The following is an 18,340-nucleotide window of genomic DNA, read 5'->3' on the forward strand; positions in this document are numbered from 1 at the left end:
GTCTTCACCTCACGGCCCTTCCACCGTCTTCCAGCCCCCGCCCAACGCTTTGTACAGGTTGATCAGGTTGACGTTCAGCCGCGTGTCAGCACGGGCAAGACTCTGCTGGTTTCTCAACACCTGCGCCTGAGCCGCCGTGACGTTGAGGAAGCCGACCGTGCCCTGCTGAAAATTCTGCTGCGTGTCCGTCAGGGTCTTCTGACTTTTCGCGACCGTGGTCGCCACGTCCTTTTGCCGCTGCTGCGCCAGTGCGTAAGCCGTCAGCGCATCGTCCACCTCATTCCACGCTTGCAACACGGTTTTGCGATAGTCGAGGCCTGCTTCCTGTTGCTGTGATTCGCGCAGCTTGAGCGTGCCGGTCAACCGCCCGCCTTCGAACAGCGGCAGGCTGATGGACGGGCCAATCTGGTATTCGAGGCTGGGCATCGAGAACGCGTTGCTCGCGCTTAGGCCTTGCAACCCGGCATGACCGGTCAGCGAGATATCGGGATAGAACGACGCCGTCGCCACACCGGTTTGCGCCACCGCTTCGTGCAGGCGCGCCAGGGACTCGCGGATGTCCGGCCGCCGCAACAGCAAGGTGGACGGCAGGCCGACCGGGACGCTGGGCGGGATGATCGGCAACGCGGCGGGGCGCCTCAGCTCTGCGTCGAGGGCACGGGGCGGCAGTGCGAGGAGAACGCCGATCGCGTTGATCTGCTGGGCGATCTGTTGCTGGATCGGCGACACATTGGCGGTGATTTCGGCGATTTGCGTTTCGGCGTTGTCGACGTCCGAGTTGGTCGCGACCCCGGCATCGAAACGCTGCTGGACCAGGGTCAGGTTCTTGCGCGCGACGGCCAGGTTGGCTTCGACGATCGACTGCTGGGCCTGCAACCCCCGCAGGGTCATGTAGTCCTGCGCCAGATCGGAAATGACCTTCAACGCCAACGCATGCCGCGCCTCGATGGCCGCCAGGCTATTGGCGTTCGCGGCCTCTTTGGCGCGACGCACCTTGCCGAACAGGTCCAGCTCCCAAGACGTCTCCAGCAAATTCTCGTACAGGTTGTAATCCAGCTTGGCGCCCGGCGCTGGCTCCACCAGCGATGCCGGGCCATCGGGGCTCTGGCGAATGTGCGCTGCTTGCGACTCGGCCTCCACGCGCGGCAGGCCCTGGGACGCGGCGACCTGCACCTGAGCCCGAGCCTGTTTCACCCGCTCCAGTGCGCTCTGCAAGTCGAGGTTCTGCTTCGCCAGCCGGGTTTCCAGCGAGGTTAGCTCCGGGTCGTGAAAGCTGTCCCACCACGCCTCTTCAACGGGCCCGCCATAAGTGCGGCTGCCGACCTCGACGTTCTGCCCGCCCCATACCGCAGGGCTGTCGACCGCTGGCTCGTGAAAATCCGGGCCGACCGTACAGCCTGCCAGCAGCGCAACCAGCGCCAGGGTGTTGGTTCTGTATGAGCGCATCACGGCAGCGCCGCCTGGTGAGGGGTCATGTTGGCCTGGTCCGTCGCATTCGCAAGGTCCGTGTGCACGGTGGTTTCCACCGACAGCCCGAGGCGGATCAGCCGTAGCAACGGTTGGTCGGGGTTGAAGGTGATCTTGATCGGCAGACGCTGCACGATCTTGGTGAAATTGCCTGTGGCGTTGGTGGGCGGGACTGCCTGGAACTGTGCACCCGTGGCAGGTGGCACGCTGGCGACCACCCCTTGCAGATCGATGTCGAAGGCATCGACATGAATCGTCACGGGCTGACCAGGCAGGATGTGACGCAGGGTCAGTTCCCGATAGTTCGCTTGCACGTACGCTTCGCTCAGCGGCACGACCACCATCAGCGCGGTGCCCGGTCCCACGTAATTGCCCACTTGTGCGCTGCGCTCCCCGACCATGCCATCTACTGGCGCGACGATGTTCGTGTACGACAGGTTGAGCCGAGCCTGGGCCAGTGCTGCTTCATCGGCCTTCACCGAGGCATCGGCCGCCGCGCGTTGCGCCTTGAGCACGTCCAGCTGATGCCGCGAAGAGGCCATCGCAGCCACCGCAGCCTCGAGCTGAGCCTGCTCGGCGCGCAGCGTGCTTTGTGCCTGCTGGTATTGTTGCTTCGGCCCGGCACCCGTGCTGGCGAGATCGGCATACCGCCGCGCGTCTTGTTGCGCGAGGACGATACGAGCGCGAATTTCTTCGGCCTTGGCGCTGTACTGCTCGATTTCCGAAGGCTGGCGCTCGATCAGCGCCGACTGGTTCGCGACTTGCGATTGGTCGCGCGCCAGCTGCGCCTGCGCTCGGTCGACTGCCGTCTGATAGTCCCGGGGATCGAGGGTCGCCAACACTTGGCCCGCCTGCACCTGCTGGTTGTCATCGACGTTGACGCTGACGATTTGTCCCGACACCCGAGGCGCGACCACGCTGTAGTGCGCGGTGATGTAGGCATCGTCGGTGGTGATGTCGGCCTTGGGCACGAACACGATCCACAGCACCACGATGATGAACACGGCAATGACCCCAGCGGCAAGAAACCAGGGCCATTTGGGAGCTCGTTTGGCGGTGCCGTCTTTGTCTGAAGCGGATGCGTCTGTCATGAACTGTTCAATCCGAAGCGAGTGCGATACGGGGCGGATAAGACCGCTCGGGGAGGAAAAGCAAGGTGATCATCAAAAACACCACGATGCCCGCCACGACCAGAAAGGTGTCGCTGAGCACCAGCACTTGTGTCTGTGCCGTGAGGGTCGCGGCGAGTGAACCGGTGCTTTTGACGAGACCGCCGTGAGTGCCAAAGCCTGCATGGGCGGTGCTGATCATGGGTTGAAAACGATCGAGGCCGGTCTGGTCGGCGAGGCGACTGGAATGCAGCGCACCCCGCCAGCGCAGCATGTATTCCAGCAGCCAGGAACCCAGCGCCTGAGCGATGCCGCGCGGGGTGTTGAACAGCGCTGAGCCGTAGGGCCCCTCTTTCGGTTCGATGCTGTTGGTGGCCATCATCAGCAGCGGCATGATCACCAGCGCGTCGCCCAGCGCCTGAAGCACCTGCCACAGCAGAAACTGCGTGGCATCCCACACGCCAGTGAGCTGGCTGTCGCCAATGCAGGCCGTCAGGATGCAGGCAAAGCCGAGGAAATTCAGCACCCGGGCATCGACCCATTCGAAGTCCAGCAGCCAGGCGACGATGGGCAGAAAGATCAACTGCAGCCCGGCAATCAGGGCCGTCAGCTCGCACAGCTGCTCGGGACGAAAGGCCTGAACCCGCTGCAGGTAAGCGAATGGAAGGGTTGAGGACGAGGTGTTGATGATGATGAAACAGAACAGCGTCAGCCCGCCGTACGCCAGGTTGCGCCGCGCCAGGAGCTGGATGCGGAACAGCGGTACTTCATGGAACCACTCGTTGATCAGCAGCAACGGCGTGGAAATGGCGGCCACCAGCGCCAGCATGCAGATCAGCGGCGAATTCCACCAATCCAGCCGGTCCCCTTGCAGGATCAGCGTGGTCAGCGAAAAGGTCGCGATCGCCGCCAGCAGCATGCCCCGCCAGTCGATTTTCTTCAGGCGTTCCAGTTGGGTGTCGTCATGGGGCATGCCATACCACAGCAGGACGGCGGACAGCGCGGCAATGGGGATAATTTGATAAAAAACGAAATGCCAGCCCACCAGGTCGGTCCACAGCGCAGCCACCGGTGCAGCAAGGTTGGGAAATACCGTGGCGGTAAGCGCGTAGGGAATCAGCCCATACAGGCGGGCTTCGGGTGGCAGCACCCGTAACGCCACTGACATCATCATCGGAATGATGGCCCCGCCACCGAAACCCTGCAAAAACCTCAAGCCATAAAGCATCGGCAGATTGGGCGCGAACGGGATCAGCAGCGTGGTGACCGTCACCAGTCCCAACGCATAAAAGACGAATCGCCGAAACGTCAGCGTGACCGCCCACCAGGCGGCGATGGCGATGCCGAGGCAGGAGCCGGACAGGTAAAGGTTCAAGAACCAGGTGCCCGGGTCATGACTCAAGCCCATGCCACCCAGAATGTCCCGCAGCGCTATCGAACTCACGCCGTCGTTCAGCTGGCTGCCCAATGCTGCGACGATCACGCCTAAAAGGCCGACGAAGGCTCGTTTATCCAACGCTATTCACCAAAACTCGACCCTCACCCGTGTGGTACCCGTAGACCGTCGCACGACGAAACGTCCGCCTGTGCACCAGCGGGCGCAGGTGACAGACGCATCGATCAAGGCATCGTCGGGCGGTAGATGAATCATTGATCACCCATGGGAGGTGCCCGAGGGACCCTCCCTGTGGCTGAAGTGACGCTTGGGATTGAAGCGAGGTTCCGAGGGAAATCGAGACGGCGCTGATGGGCAGGAAAATGGACATCCCGCGACGCCTACGCAAGAATCGCGGCATTCCGAAATAAGGCCGTGTCCATGTCCGATAGTCCGCAAACCCGAAACTCTGGCTCCTCCATCACCCGGGCCCTCGACATCATCGAAGCGGTGGTTCAGGCCGACCACGCGCTATCGCCCGCCGACCTTTCCCACCTTCTGGACATCCCCAAACCCAGCGTGCACCGCCTGCTACAGCAAATGCAGGGCGAAGGGTATTTGCAGACCAACATGCGCGGCGGCATCGTGCCCAATGACCGCTTGCACAAGATCGCCGTGGGCGTGATTTATGCCAGCCGCTACAAGGCCCAGCGGCAGGCGATCCTGCGGCATCTGTGCGACACCCTCGACGAGACCTGCGGCATAGCCCTGCCCGATGGCATCGACATGGTGTATTACGACCGGGTTCAAAGCAGCTGGCCGCTGCAGATGCATCTGCCCGTGGGTGCGCACACCCCGATGTGGTGCACCGCCAGCGGCAAGCTTTACCTGAGCTCCTTCAATAAGACCCGGCGTACACAGATCATCGATAACCTGGCCCTCAAACGCATGGCGCGCAACACCCTCACCGACCCGCTCGCACTGGAAAACGAACTCAAGCGCGTGCGTCAGCGGGACGTCGGCATCGACAACGAAGAGTTCGTCGACGGCATGGTGGCGTGCGCCGTGCCGGTCAGGAACAGCGAGGGGCGCCTGATCGCCTGCCTGTTCGCCCACGCACCGACCATCCGCAAGAGCCTCGACGAATTGCTGACATTCGAACCGGCCATGCGCCGCGCCGCCGAGCAGCTGCGCATTCTGGTGGAGGAACCTGCGGAGCAGGACTGAGGGCACTCTGGGCAATTCAATCGACGAGAGCGCCGACTGACGGCGCTCTTTTTTTTGGCCTTCTATCGACAATAAATTCCTATAGCGATACATTTCGTCCCGGAATAAGACAATAACAATCATTTCCGAGGTGTGATATGTCTGTACCTGTCATCCTTCCTCGCATCATGGAGGTGGGGGCCAATGCCAGCGCGCGCCTGCCTGACGTGCTGGCGTCGTTGAAGTGTAGCCGCCCCCTGATCGTCACCGATAAAACCATGGTCAAGCTGGGTCAGGCCCAACGCCTGCACGGGATTCTCGAAGCCCAAGGCATCAGGGCCGAGGTGTTTGACGACACCGTTCCGGAACCTACGGCCGCGTCCATTCAAGCCGGTGTCGATCGCCTGCGCAGTGGCGACTTCGACGCCATCGTCGCCCTCGGCGGTGGCAGCCCCATCGACAGCGCCAAAGCCATGGCCATTCTGGCCCGATATGGCGGCGTGATTCGCGATTACCGTTTCCCGCGCCAGGTCAATGAAGCCGGCCTGCCCTTGATCGCGATCCCCACCACCGCCGGCACCGGCTCCGAGGTCACCCGCTTCACCATCATCACCGACGAAACCACGGACGAAAAACTGCTCTGTGCAGGCATCGGCTTCATGCCCATAGCGGCCTTGATCGACTACACACTGACCCTCAGCCTTCCGGCCCGCACCACCGCCGACACCGGCATCGATGCCATTACCCACGCCATCGAGGCTTATGTTTCGCGCAAGGCTAACCCGTACAGCGACAGCCAGGCACTGGCCGCGCTGGCCTATCTCGGCCCGAATCTGCTGATCGCTTGCCAGGACGGCAAGAACGAAAGCGCCCGTGAAGCGATGATGATCGGCGCCACGCTTGCCGGCATCGCGTTTTCTGCCGCCTCGGTGGCGTTGGTGCATGGCATGAGCCGCCCGATTGGCGCCTTTTTTCATGTGCCTCACGGGTTATCCAACGCCATGTTGCTGCCCTCACTCACGGCATGGTCCCTGAGCGCCGCCCCGTCCCGCTATGCGCAATGCGCCAAGGCGCTGTGCGTGGCCGATTCCCACGATGACGACGCGACGGCGGGCCAGAAACTCATTGCGTTCCTGACCCGGATCAACGCCGAGCTGTCGGTGCCGACGCTGGCTGACGTTGGCGTTGAGCGCGCGCGTTTCGATGAGGTCATCAACATCATGGCCGAGCAGGCCCTGGCCTCGGGTTCACCGGGCAACAACCCGCGCGTGCCGACAGTGCCGGAAATGGTCGCGCTGTATCGCGCATTGTGGGATTGACCGCCCCGCCCTTCCCCTTTATTGCCTGATTGGAGTTTGCTCATGAGCGTTATCGGACACTGGATCAACGGCGAAACCCTCACCCCGGACGGCCGTACCCAAGCGGTCTTCAACCCGGCCACCGGCGAGAGCAATACGCAAGTGGCACTGGCCAGCACCGTCACCGTGCAGGCGGCCATCGCAGCGGCCGAGGCAGCGTTCCCCGCCTGGCGCGACACCCCGCCGGCCAGGCGCGCGAGGATCATGTTTCGCTTCAAGGAACTGCTGGAGCAAAACGCCCCGCGCATCTGCGAACTGATCGGCCAGGAACACGGCAAGATCAGCCACGACGCCGCGGGGGAATTGCAGCGCGGCATCGAGAACGTCGAGTACGCCTGCGGCGCGCCGGAGCTATTGAAAGGTGAACACAGCCGCAACGTCGGCCCGAACATCGACTCCTGGAGCGAGTTCCAGCCACTGGGTGTGGTCGCGGGCGTCACGCCGTTCAACTTCCCGGTCATGGTTCCGCTGTGGATGCTGCCGATGGCCATCGTCTGCGGTAACTGCTTTGTCCTCAAACCGTCGGAGCGCGACCCCAGCAGCACCCTTTATATCGCGCAGCTGCTCCACGAAGCCGGCTTGCCAGCGGGCGTGCTGAACGTGGTCAACGGCGACAAGGAAGCGGTGGATGCGCTGCTGTTCGACCCTCGCGTGCAGGCCATCAGTTTCGTCGGCTCGACCCCGATCGCCGAGTACATCTACCGCACCGCTACCTCACAGGGCAAACGTTGTCAGGCATTGGGCGGTGCGAAGAACCACGCCATCGTCATGCCCGACGCCGACCTGGACAACGCGGTCAACTCGCTGCTGGGCGCATCGTTCGGCTCGTCCGGTGAACGCTGCATGGCTTTGTCGGTCGCCGTGGCGGTTGGGGACGCCGTTGCCGACGCGCTGATCGGCAAGCTGACCGAGGCCATGCAAGGGTTGAAATTCGGCGTTCACACCGACGCCAGCAACGATTTCGGCCCGCTGATCACCGCCGCTCACCGGGATAAAGTCGTCGGTTTCATCGACAGCGCCGAAGCGCAAGGGGCGCGGATCGTCGTCGATGGCCGCCACGCACGCGTGGCCGGTCATGAGGACGGTTTCTTCGTCGGCGCGACATTGATCGACGCGGTCACGTCCAGCATGGACAGCTACAAGGCCGAGATCTTTGGCCCGGTGCTGCAAGTCATCCGCGTGGCGACCATGGACGAGGCGATGAAGCTAATCAACGACCACGAATACGGCAACGGCACCTGCATCTACACCCGCGACGGTGAAGCGGCGCGTTATTTCAGCGACCGCATTCAGGTCGGCATGGTCGGCATCAACGTTCCGCTGCCGGTGCCTGTGGCGTCCCACAGCTTCGGCGGCTGGAAGCGCTCGCTGTTCGGCGACTTGCATGCCTATGGCCCGGACGGCGTTCGCTTCTACACCCGTCGCAAAACCATCACCCAACGCTGGCCTTCGGCGAACGTGCGCGAGGGCGCGGAGTTCTCGATGCCGACCCTCAAATGACCCGATGAACCAAGGCGCCATCCCTCCACGATGGCGCCGGCAGGCCCGCTGGTTGAAGAGCGGGTGCATACGTCAGCAGTAAGCAAGACAGCGTTTCCATAAGCAATAACAACAATAATGGCGGGCCTCAGGCCGAGGAAAACACTCATGTCAGATTACGTGCAGCAGAACGGCGCCACGCAGGTGAGCAGCGCCGCAAGGGAAGAACGCAAAATCATCGTCGCGTCGTCCCTGGGAACCGTGTTCGAGTGGTACGACTTTTTTCTCTACGGGGCGCTCGCGGCGGTCATCAGCAAGCAATTCTTCGCCGGGGTGAACGAGACCACTGCCTTCATCTTCGCCCTGCTGGCCTTTGCCGCAGGCTTCATCGTCAGGCCGTTCGGCGCGCTGGTGTTCGGGCGTCTGGGCGACATGATCGGACGCAAATACACCTTTCTCGCCACCATCATCATCATGGGCCTGTCAACGTTCGCCGTGGGCCTGCTGCCAGGGTATGCCAGCATCGGCATTGCGGCGCCGATCATTCTGGTGGTGTTGAGGATGCTCCAGGGTCTGGCGCTTGGCGGCGAATACGGCGGTGCCGCGACTTACGTGGCGGAGCACGCGCCCAAGGCCAAACGCGGCTTCCACACAGGCTGGATTCAATCCACCGCCACGCTGGGGCTGCTGCTGTCTCTGGCGGTTGTCCTGGCCGCGCGGCTGATCGCCGGGGATGCCTTCGATACCTGGGGCTGGCGCATTCCTTTTCTGCTGTCGATCGTGTTGGTCGGGATCTCGACCTGGATTCGCATGAGCCTGCATGAATCGCCGTCCTTCACCAAAATGAAGAACGAAGGCAAGTTGTCGACGTCGCCGATTCGCGATTCATTTCTGGTCTGGCCGAATCTGAAGGTGGTGTTGATCGCCCTGTTCAGCGTCAACGCCGGCCAGGCCGTGACGTTCTACGCTGCGCAGTTCTATGTGCTGTTTTTCCTGACGCAGATTCTCAAAGTCGACCCTTCGCTGGCCAACACCTTGCTGATCGTCAGCGTGATCATCGGCGCGCCGTTCTTCGTGTTTTTCGGCTGGTTGTCCGACCGGATCGGCCGCAAGAAGATCATCGTCACGGGGCTGCTGTTGGCGACCGTGCTGTACTTCCCGCTGTTCAAATTGCTCGGCCACTACGCCAACCCGCAAATCGATGCCGCCCGCCAGCAGTCACCGATTGTCGTGGTGGCAGACCCGGCAACCTGCACCTTCCAGTTCGATCCCGTTGGCAAGGCCAAATTCGACAGCCCCTGCGACAAGGTCAAGACCCTGCTGATCAAGCAAGGCCTGCCTTATACCTCCCAGTCGGCGGCGGCCGGCACGCCGGTGCAGGTGTCGGTGGGCAGCACGCAGATCACCGGTTACGACGAAGCTGCATTGAATGGCGCCGTCAAAGCTGCGGGTTATCCGGCCAAGGCCGACTCCGCTTTAGTGAATGCCTCGGGCGTGGTGCTGGTGATCGTAGCCTTGATGCTGATCGCGACAATGACCTACGGCCCACTCGCCGCGTTGATGGTGGAATTGTTCCCGACCCGTATCCGCTACACCTCGATGTCCTTGCCCTACCACATCGGCAACGGCTGGTTCGGCGGCTTGCTGCCCACCGTGTCCTTCGCGCTGGTGGTGTACACCGGGGATATTTTCTATGGCTTGTGGTACCCGGTGCTGGTTACCGCCGTGAGCCTGGTGTGCAGCCTGTTGTTCCTGAAAGAGACCAAAAACGTCGACCTCGACAAGGTCTGAGGCCACGCCCGACGCATCGCCGGGTGATGAAGCGGGAGTCATGGAAAGATCGGCTGGATCGCGGTGATTCAGCCGAGCTTGCGCAAGGCGGTGCCTACTTCTTCTCCTCAGGTTGCTGCTGCATTTGCAGCGACGGCTTGGACCGGTCTTTGTTTTTGTCCTGGTTGTGGTCGTTGTCAAAACAGCCGTGCAGTGCCATGACACAGCACAGGCCGATCAACGCGCGAGACAAGGTTTTCATCGGGAATCCTCTTGAAATCGGATGCTCATGCCTTGCTTGGCGGGGTGCCACGGAAGGCGTCTTTGTCGGTGATACGGGCCAATTGCACCGGTTTGCCGATGCGCGCGGATTCATAAATGGCCTCCATGATCCGCTGGTCTTGCAGGCCCTCTTCCCCCGGTGTCCAGGGTTGTTTGCCACTCACGACACACTCGGCGAAGTGGTCCATCTCCAGGGCGAACTGATTGCTGTGCTTGGTCGAGATCTGTTCGATCCCTGGCGCCACGAACTCAGTGGTGTCCTCGGCAATGCGGCTGCGCTTGAGCTGCAGACCTTCATAGGCGAATGCCGGGTCCATGTCCGCCCAACCCTTATCGCCCAGCACGCGATAGCGTTTCGAAGTGAACGTCGCGTAACTGCAGGTGCATTGCACGCGCACCCCACTGGGGAAACGCATCTGCCAGAGCATGGCTTCCTCGACTTCGGCAAACCGCGGGTCGCTCTCGGCGCTGTATTGCTGGGCCGAGACTTCCACCGGCTCTTCGCCTAACAGGAAACGCGCCGTGTTCAGGCAATACAGCCCGATGTCCGGCAGCGCACCGCCGCCCGCCAAGGCCTTCACGTGGCGCCACTGGTGGACGTTTTTCTTCGACTGGTTCTGACAGTTAGCCATGTCGATCAGCTTGATCGTGCCTAACACGGTGGCATCGCGCACCCAGTCCTTGACCTGGCTGTTCAACGGTTCGTACTGGATACGGTAGGCGATCATCAATCGACGATCAGCCGCCTTGCAGGCGTCGATCATCGCCTGGCAATCGGCGACCGTTGTGGCCATGGGTTTTTCGCACAACACATGCTTGCCCGCCCTGGCGGCGCGGACCGTGAACTCGCGATGCAGCGCGTTGGGTAGCACGATGTACACGGCGTGCACATTCGGGTTGTCTCGCAACTGATCGAAGGTGTCGTAGCTGTAGATCGACGACTCAGGGACGTCATACTGCGCAGCGACGCGTTGCGCCTTTTCGCGGTCGCCGCTGACCAATGCGGTCACTCGGCAACGTTTTGAACTGGCCAGCGCCGGCATGATTTCTTCCAGACTCAAACGGCCGAGTCCGACAATGGCCAGACCCAGACGACCGTCTTTGCCCAACTGCACCGGCATCTCAGACTTCTCGGTCGGGTCGTCCTGCATCTCCGGCAATGTGACGGGTTTGGGCAACGTGGCAGCAGGTGCGGAAGTGCCGCCAGTGCCGCCAGTGGAAGCAGCGGCGGCCTGTGCGGGGCTGGCCCAGCCCAACACACTGGCCGCTGCAACGGCCGATCCGGTGATGCGCAAGAAGCGGCGTCGTTCTTCGAGTGAGTCATCAAGCAGGTTCATAGGCGGTGTCCTGATCACTGAGTGCGTGCATACGCGCCACGGTGCTGACGCGAGGGCCGTGCGCAAAGCGCGCCTCACGTCATGCCCTGTCGCAAGGACCCTGGCTTATCGCAGGGGCGGATGTTCGGAAGACACTGCGTTGTTGGCGTCAACATCCGACATGTCTTCTTCCAACGGCGCGTCGTCGTCGGGGTTCAAGGGGATTTCGCCTTCGCCCTGGCCCACGTCATCACCGCCGGGTGTCGGGTTGGGGATGACATCGGGTCTGCCGGGTTCCAGGGGTTCGATGGAGTCGATGGCATTTTCAGTGCCGCCGGGGATGCCTGTTGATGCAGTCATTACACACCTCGCTTGGCCACGAATCAGTCGCGGTCTGTATGGTTCGAATCAGCCCCGCAGCCTTCGTTCGATGAAGTTCCCGAACGGTCACGCCCCCTCGCCCGTCGCGCTACACAAACGGCGAACTCCGCTCGCGTGCAGCCCTCAGATGACCAGGCTCCGACCGTTCTAGGGTATGCGCATGGAAAAGCTGAAAATCGCCACGTACAACGTCAACGGTATCGGCGCGCGGCTGCCGAATCTCTTGCAATGGCTGGAACGTGAGCAGCCGGACATCGTTTGCCTGCAGGAACTCAAGGCGCCAGACAAAGCGTTCCCCGCGCAAGACATTGAAGCGGCGGGCTATGGCTCGGTGCATCTGGGGCAAACCTCGTGGAACGGCGTTGCCATTTTGGCCCGTGACGCCGAACCCCTGCTGATCCGCAAGGGCCTGCCGGGAGAGGAGCAGGACACGCAGGCCCGTTATATCGAGGCGGCGGCCCACGGCGTGGTGGTGGCGTGCCTTTACCTACCCAATGGCAACCCCCAGCCCGGCCCCAAATTCGACTACAAGCTGCGTTGGTTCGAGCATCTGATCGAGCACGCGCAGTCATTGCAGGCCAGCGAACATCCGGTGGTGATGGCCGGTGATTTCAACGTGGTGCCCACCGATGAAGACATCTACAACCCACGCTCGTGGTTGAAGGACGCCCTGCTGCAACCCGAAAGCCGCGACGGTTACACCCGCTTGTTGGCTCAAGGCTGGGTGGATTCACTGAGGCACCTGTATCCGGACGAGCGGATCTACACCTACTGGGATTATTTCCGTCAGCACTGGCAGAAGAACTCGGGCCTGCGCATCGACCATCTGCTGCTCAATCCGGCGCTGGCCCCTTATCTACAGGACGCGGGGGTCGATGCCTGGGTGCGGGGTGAAGAGCACCCGAGTGACCACGCCCCGACATGGATTCAGGTGGGCGGCACGCCGAAGAAGGCCAAGAAAACACGCAAGACGTCTTCCCCTGCCCGACGCAAAGCCCCCACGAAACGCGACGGCTCACAGCACGCCGACCAAGCATCCGCGTCATCCGAAAGCGCTGAACCGGAACCCGCCGAGACCGGGAACACCGCTCAACGCTCGCTTGTCGGCGCCCAGACCGCACCCCTCCCCGACAGTCTCAAGCCGGAACTGGCGACGTTAGTGGAGGCCGCGCCCGAGGGCAACTGGCACTACGAAATCAAATTCGACGGTTATCGGATCATGGCGCGGGTCGATAACGGTCATGTTCAATTGTTCACCCGCAACGGCCACGACTGGACCCATAAATTGCCGCACCAGGCCGAGGCCATCGCCCGCCTGGGCCTTGAATCCGCCTGGCTGGACGGTGAAATGGTGGTCGCCAATGAACAGGGCGTGCCGGATTTCCAGGCCCTGCAAAATGCCTTCGAGTCCGAGCGCAGCGGGCAGATTGTTTATTACGTGTTCGACCTGCCGTACCTCAATGGCATGGACCTGCGCGAGGTGCCCATCGAGCAACGCCGCGCGGCGCTTTCAGCCGTGCTGGACGCTGTCGAGGACGATGTATTGAGGTTCTCCGATGACTTCGAAGAAACCCCGGAAGCGCTGCTCAACAGTGCCTGCCAGATGCAAATGGAGGGTCTGATCGGCAAGCGGGTTGGCAGCCTTTACACGTCGCGACGCAGTGACGACTGGATCAAGCTCAAATGCAAACGCCGTCAGGAGTTCGTGGTCATCGGGTACACCGATCCTAAGGGGGCGCGCAGCAAGTTTGGCGCGCTGCTGTTGGGTCTGCACGATGCCGACAGCGGCGAACTGCGCTTCGCCGGCAAAGTGGGGACCGGCTTCAATGAGGCGACGTTGAAGACCATTCATGAGCAATTGGTGCCGCTGGAGGTGAAAAAGGCTGCGGTGGTCAATCCGCCCACCGGCTTTGAAGCCAAAGGCGTGCACTGGCTCAAGCCCCTGCTGCTGGCGGAAGTGGCCTTCGCCGAGATCACCCAGGACGGTTCGGTCAGGCATGCCGTTTTTCAGGGCTTGCGCACGGACAAGCCGGCGAAGGCAATCATCGAAGAGCGCCCGGCTTCGCCATCGGACGTTGAGGCTGCACCGCCGAAGAAACGGGCAAAAGCCCCCGCCAGCAACACCCCCGTCCCTAAAAAGACCGCACCTGCAGCGCCCGCGACCTCCGGCAAGATTCGCCTGACTCACCCTGAGCGAGTGATCGATCCCACCAGCGGCTCGACCAAGCGAGACCTTGCGGATTACTACATCCAGGTCTCCGACTGGCTGCTGCCGCAACTGGCCCAGCGTCCGGTCGCGCTGGTGCGCGCGCCGGAGGGCATCAGCGGCGAGCTGTTTTTTCAAAAAAACGCCGAGCGCCTGGCCATCCCCGGCATCGAAACCATGGGCAAGGCCTACACCGGCCATCCGGTAATGCTGATCAACAACATCGAAGCGCTGATCGGCTCGGTGCAGATGAGCGCGATGGAGTTGCACACCTGGAACGCCGTCGCCCAAGACCTCGATCGGCCCGACCGCTTCGTCCTCGACCTGGACCCTGATCCGACACTGCCCTGGAAGCACATGCTGGAAGCGACCCAACTGACGCTCGCCGTGCTCGACGAACTGGGCCTCACGTGCTTCCTCAAGACCAGTGGCGGCAAAGGCATTCACCTGGTGGTGCCGCTGACGCCCAAGGCCGACTGGGACGCGGTCAAAGATTTCAGCCATGCCATCGTCAAGCACATTGCCGCCCTCTTGCCGGACCGGTTTTCGGCGGTCTCGGGGCCGAAAAACCGCGTGGGGCGCATTTTCATCGATTACCTGCGCAACGGCCTGGGCGCCACCACGATCAGCGCCTATTCGGTACGCACCCGTGAAGGCCTGCCGGTCTCTGTGCCGATCTTTCGCGAAGAACTGCTCGAACTCAAAGGTGCCAACACCTGGACCATCCGCAACCTCCATCAGCGCCTGGACCAGCTGGACAGCGACCCATGGGCATCCCTTTCCAACACTCGACAAACCATCACAGCCGATATGCGTCGACGGGTGGGCATGAAGAAGTAAAGGGCAACGGTGATGATTCAAGCCTGCCCCATCAAAACAGTACCGCCTCTGCATCCCGCAGGAAGATCTCGACGGTTTTCGGCCCGATCCCTTCGAACGTCAGCAACTGCTTGCTGAATGCCGCGACGTCTGCGCTGTTTTCACGCAAGGTGAGCACCTGACCGTCGTATTCGTGGCTGAGCTTCTGGCCCAATTTGCGCAGCCGCTCGGCGGTGGATTCGTCATAGCGGGTGTAGCGCGCTTCGCCCAGCATGCGCACCAGATCGCGTTGCGTGCAGGAGGCGAGTTTTCGTGGCGTGTCCCGCTGGTGCTTGAACACGATGACCCTGAAGGCCTCGGCGGCAATCTCGCGTTGAATCCGTTTGCCCATCAGGAAGCTTGCGATCAGCCATTTGAACAGTGCGGGTTCATCACCGTGGCTCAGGTCGATGCCGAGGTCCTTTGCAGTGACGTGGGTACTCATGCCTGACTCCGGCTTTGCCCGCTGGAGGCGGTCAATGGGTGATGATGGAAATCTTGCCGTTACGCTCGATGATGGCGAACTTGATCTGTTCCACCCGCTCCACGCCCTGGCCTAACCGCGCGGCTTGCATGATGTCGTCCTCTTCGACCCGTGCTTCGTGCATACGATGCCGCAAATACTGGCCGTTCTCGACAATGATCGTCGGGCCCCCATCGATCAGTTTTCCGATGCGCTTCGAGCGGCGCTTGAGCAGCGAAAACCCGACGTCGATGGACAGCAGCGTGACGATCACCAAGACCGCGTTGGTCACTGAAAAATCATCACCGAGCAGCGCCTGTTGGGTGGCCTCGCCGATGATCAGCAACAACACGAAGTCGAATGACGTCAGCTCCCCCAGCGCGCGACGGCCCGACACCCGAAACAGCACCATCAATGCGATGTAAATCGCTCCTGCCCGCAAAACTGCATCCATGTCGCACCTATGGGTAAATGAATTGAGTCAACGACACTGACCCGCCGCCTTCGATGCCGATCTGGCTGTTGACGAGCCCCAGGCCTTCGCTGCGCCAGGCCAGATACAACGCGCTTTCACCCTGGGCATCGCCCATCAGGGTCAGGCGCAATCCTTGCCGCGTGCCAGCGGAAGCAATGGGTTGGGGTTGCATCGAGTCGACGCTGAACCCTTCGAGCATGGCGCTGCTGATCACCAGCACGTGCGGCATTCCGGGCGCGCCGCGGCTGTGAATCACCATACTGTTGACCCCGCCGCTGCGGTGAAAACGCTCGTATTCCACGACGAGGTCCTGACGTTGTGAGGTGACGCTGACCGTGCTCAGCCACCCATGGGAAAACAGGCCGCAAAGCGTCAGCGCCACGATGGCGATCAGCGCGTACCAGCCTACGCGTTCGAACCGCCAGATGCGTCGTTGAAGCCCGATGTCTTCCTCGACCGGATACTGTCGATCCCGCATTTCATGCCCATGGCTCATCGCTGCAACATCCCGAGGCTTCCTTCATTCACGCGCCGATGCCACGCAGGCCAAGACGTCCGTCCACTACAGAAGCCGCTTTTGCGACGAAAGTTCATTTCCCCGCAGGCGGCCTTATCGCTGGGCGAAGACCGGTGAGTCACAGGGTTGAACTAACGCCACGCCGTAAGGATCACTTTATACGCGTGCCCGTGCGCAATGCCTGTGTTCGCGAGCCCTCTGGCTTGCGGCATCGGTACAGGTCGTTGAACGACAAGGAGCTCCCCGTGACCGACACTGCCTACATCCCCTACCGCCGCCAACCCGGCCCGCTCCATGCGATTCTGCTGGCGGGGACCGTTCCTCTGTTTCTTGGCGGCCTGCTGAGCGACATCGCCTACTACAACAGCTACCTGATCCAGTGGAGCAATTTCGCGTCCTGGCTGATCGCCGGAGGCATGCTCTTTGGTGGCCTGGCGTTGATCTTCGCGGTGGTCAATCTGGTCCGGGCGGAGCGTAAAGCCGGTCGCCCGGTAGTGTATTTTCTGCTCTTGCTGCTGACCTGGGCGCTGGGGTGGATCAATTCGTTCGAACACGCCAAGGACGCCTGGGCCGTGATGCCATCGGGGTTGATTCTGTCGGTGATCGTGACCGTGCTGAGCGTCATCTGCGCCTGGATCGGTCTGACCAACCTTCGCTCGGGAGACGCACAATGAGACCTGTCTACGCACTGACCGCGCTGTCCATGGCCCTGCTGCTGAGCGCCTGCGGCGCCGGAAAAGACAACCCGCAAGCCCACGGCGCGGACCCTAAACTGCCTCAGTCTGAGCGCGGTCTGCTGCCCAGCATGAAAATCGCCGAACCCGTGGCATGGGGCGACCAGAAACCCAAAGTGCCCGAGGGCTACAGCATCTCGGCGATTGCCACTGACTTGAAGGTCCCTCGTCAGACGCTGGTATTGCCCAACGGCGATATCCTGATCGCCGAGGGCAAAGGCGGCACCGACGCGCCGAAGCTTAAACCCAAGGACGTCATCGCCAGTTACATCAAGGCCGAAGGCAATACCAAGGTCAAAGGCGGTAACCGCTTGACCCTGCTGCGCGACGCCGATGGCGACGGCAAATACGAACTGAAAACCGTGTTCGCGGAAAACCTCAATGCGCCCTACGGCCTGGCCTACGCCAACGGCAAACTCTACGTCGCCAATCAGGATTCGCTGGTGCGTTTCGATTACACCGACGGCCAGACCAGGGCCAGCGGCGAACCGGTGACCCTTACCGAGCTGCCGGCGAAGATCAACCATCACTGGACCAAATCCCTGGCCATCACCCCAGACGGCAACACGCTGTACGTGGGCATCGGCTCCAACAGCAACGTCACCGAACGCGGCATGGAGGTCGAACTGGACCGCGCGCAGATCTGGCAGATCGACGCCAAGACCGGCGCGCACAAACCCTACGCCACCGGCACCCGCAACCCGACGTCGCTGAAGATTCAGCCGGGCACCGGTGTACTGTGGGCAGTGGCCAACGAGCGGGACGAACTGGGCGAAGACTTAGTGCCGGATTACCTGACGTCGATCCGCGAAGGCGCGTTCTACGGCTGGCCCTACAGCTATTGGGGCCAGAACGTCGACACCCGCGCGCAACCGCAAGACCCGAAAAAGGTCGCGCTGGCGGTCAAGCCGGATTACAGCCTGGGTTCTCACGTCGCAGCGCTGGGTCTGGATTTCTCGATCCCGGCCATGGGTGACAAATTCGCCGACGGCGTGTTCGTCGGTGAACACGGCAGCTGGAACCGTGAAAATCCAGTGGGCTACAAGGTGGTGTTCGTGCCGTTCAGCAACGGCAAGCCTTCCGGTGAGCCGGTTGATTTCGCCACCGGTTTCCGGGATGACGACGGCAAGACCCGCGGGCGTCCAGTCGGTGTCACGGTAGATCCTCGTGGTGGGGTGATCATCGCCGACGACCTGTCGAATACGGTCTGGCGTGTGACCCGCAATCGCTGAAGCAACCTCAGAGGGAGGCCGTGGACAGCGGCCTCCCGTTTTCCTCTCTCTTCGGCGTCCGGCCACCTGACGCTGCCTGCATCCCCCCCTCCCTCTTCGTCATAGCGGCCTG

16 protein-coding genes are annotated in these 18,340 nt (G+C 61.9%); 7 read left to right on the top strand and 9 right to left on the bottom strand.

Annotation, left to right across the window (positions count from 1 at the left end):
* Positions 1–9: 9 nt before the first annotated feature.
* The 3 genes from B3N48_RS17975 to B3N48_RS17985 are packed head-to-tail and all read right to left on the bottom strand — an operon-like array spanning position 10 to position 4,092.
* Positions 10–1,446 (bottom strand): efflux transporter outer membrane subunit, encoded by a 1,437-nt coding sequence (locus B3N48_RS17975; protein ID WP_296185980.1) that lies wholly within the window; start codon positions 1,444–1,446, stop codon positions 10–12.
* Positions 1,446–2,558: an HlyD family secretion protein gene (locus B3N48_RS17980; protein ID WP_296185982.1), complete on the bottom strand. Its 1,113-nt coding sequence runs from the start codon at positions 2,556–2,558 to the stop codon at positions 1,446–1,448. The genes B3N48_RS17975 and B3N48_RS17980 overlap by 1 nt, the downstream gene beginning before the upstream one ends.
* Positions 2,559–2,565: 7 nt before the next feature.
* Positions 2,566–4,092 carry an MFS transporter gene (locus B3N48_RS17985; protein ID WP_296185983.1) on the bottom strand — a complete coding sequence of 509 codons (1,527 nt, stop codon included), beginning with the start codon at positions 4,090–4,092 and terminating at the stop codon, positions 2,566–2,568.
* A 300-nt stretch (positions 4,093–4,392) separates the two neighbouring features.
* Between B3N48_RS17985 and B3N48_RS17990 the strand changes: the two genes are divergently transcribed.
* The 4 genes from B3N48_RS17990 (at position 4,393) to B3N48_RS18005 (ending at position 9,785) form a co-directional block, all read left to right on the top strand.
* The gene (locus tag B3N48_RS17990; protein ID WP_296185985.1) at positions 4,393–5,178 is read left to right on the top strand and encodes an IclR family transcriptional regulator; all 786 of its coding nucleotides are present in this window, start codon (positions 4,393–4,395) and stop codon (positions 5,176–5,178) included.
* Between the two features lie 137 nt (positions 5,179–5,315).
* Positions 5,316–6,476, top strand: coding sequence for an iron-containing alcohol dehydrogenase (locus tag B3N48_RS17995; RefSeq protein ID WP_296185988.1), 1,161 nt, complete (start codon positions 5,316–5,318; stop codon positions 6,474–6,476).
* Between the two features lie 42 nt (positions 6,477–6,518).
* Complete coding sequence (locus B3N48_RS18000; protein WP_296185989.1) at positions 6,519–8,015, top strand: CoA-acylating methylmalonate-semialdehyde dehydrogenase; 1,497 nt, start codon at positions 6,519–6,521, stop codon at positions 8,013–8,015.
* Between the two features lie 147 nt (positions 8,016–8,162).
* A complete protein-coding gene (locus B3N48_RS18005) occupies positions 8,163–9,785 on the top strand; it encodes an MFS transporter (RefSeq protein ID WP_296185990.1) in 1,623 nt (540 codons plus the stop codon).
* 94 nt (positions 9,786–9,879) lie between these two features.
* Here B3N48_RS18005 and B3N48_RS18010 read toward each other — a convergent pair whose 3' ends face one another.
* From B3N48_RS18010 to B3N48_RS18020, 3 genes are all read right to left on the bottom strand, one after another.
* Entirely contained in the window at positions 9,880–10,026 is a 147-nt protein-coding gene (locus B3N48_RS18010; protein ID WP_296185992.1) for a hypothetical protein, read from the bottom strand.
* 25 nt (positions 10,027–10,051) lie between these two features.
* The gene (locus B3N48_RS18015) at positions 10,052–11,383 is read right to left on the bottom strand and encodes a Gfo/Idh/MocA family protein (protein ID WP_296185994.1); all 1,332 of its coding nucleotides are present in this window, start codon (positions 11,381–11,383) and stop codon (positions 10,052–10,054) included.
* Positions 11,384–11,488: 105 nt separating this feature from the next.
* Positions 11,489–11,722, bottom strand: coding sequence for a hypothetical protein (locus B3N48_RS18020; RefSeq protein ID WP_296185996.1), 234 nt, complete (start codon positions 11,720–11,722; stop codon positions 11,489–11,491).
* A 181-nt stretch (positions 11,723–11,903) separates the two neighbouring features.
* Between B3N48_RS18020 and ligD the strand changes: the two genes are divergently transcribed.
* Positions 11,904–14,789, top strand: a complete 2,886-nt coding sequence (gene ligD / locus B3N48_RS18025) for a DNA ligase D (RefSeq protein WP_296185999.1) — start codon at positions 11,904–11,906, stop codon at positions 14,787–14,789.
* A 31-nt stretch (positions 14,790–14,820) separates the two neighbouring features.
* On the opposite strand, the gene B3N48_RS18030 is transcribed toward ligD, so the two are convergent.
* Genes B3N48_RS18030 through B3N48_RS18040 form a run of 3 tightly spaced genes read right to left on the bottom strand, consistent with a single transcriptional unit; the run spans position 14,821 to position 16,241 of the window.
* Positions 14,821–15,252 (bottom strand): DNA methylase, encoded by a 432-nt coding sequence (locus B3N48_RS18030; RefSeq protein WP_296186001.1) that lies wholly within the window; start codon positions 15,250–15,252, stop codon positions 14,821–14,823.
* A 31-nt stretch (positions 15,253–15,283) separates the two neighbouring features.
* Positions 15,284–15,724 carry a DUF421 domain-containing protein gene (locus B3N48_RS18035; RefSeq protein WP_296186003.1) on the bottom strand — a complete coding sequence of 147 codons (441 nt, stop codon included), beginning with the start codon at positions 15,722–15,724 and terminating at the stop codon, positions 15,284–15,286.
* Positions 15,725–15,731: 7 nt separating this feature from the next.
* Positions 15,732–16,241 carry a hypothetical protein gene (locus B3N48_RS18040; protein WP_296186005.1) on the bottom strand — a complete coding sequence of 170 codons (510 nt, stop codon included), beginning with the start codon at positions 16,239–16,241 and terminating at the stop codon, positions 15,732–15,734.
* Positions 16,242–16,507: 266 nt separating this feature from the next.
* On the opposite strand from B3N48_RS18040, the gene B3N48_RS18045 reads away from it, so the two are divergent.
* Together B3N48_RS18045 and B3N48_RS18050 are read left to right on the top strand one after the other, a co-directional pair.
* Positions 16,508–16,936, top strand: coding sequence for a DUF2231 domain-containing protein (locus B3N48_RS18045; RefSeq protein ID WP_296186007.1), 429 nt, complete (start codon positions 16,508–16,510; stop codon positions 16,934–16,936).
* The gene (locus B3N48_RS18050; RefSeq protein ID WP_296186010.1) at positions 16,933–18,228 is read left to right on the top strand and encodes a PQQ-dependent sugar dehydrogenase; all 1,296 of its coding nucleotides are present in this window, start codon (positions 16,933–16,935) and stop codon (positions 18,226–18,228) included. Before B3N48_RS18045 ends, B3N48_RS18050 begins: the two co-directional genes overlap by 4 nt.
* Positions 18,229–18,340 lie beyond the last annotated feature (112 nt).

Origin of the sequence: Pseudomonas sp. UBA1879, from assembly GCF_002338065.1 — a bacterium.
Taxonomy (GTDB): Bacteria; Pseudomonadota; Gammaproteobacteria; order Pseudomonadales; family Pseudomonadaceae; genus Aquipseudomonas.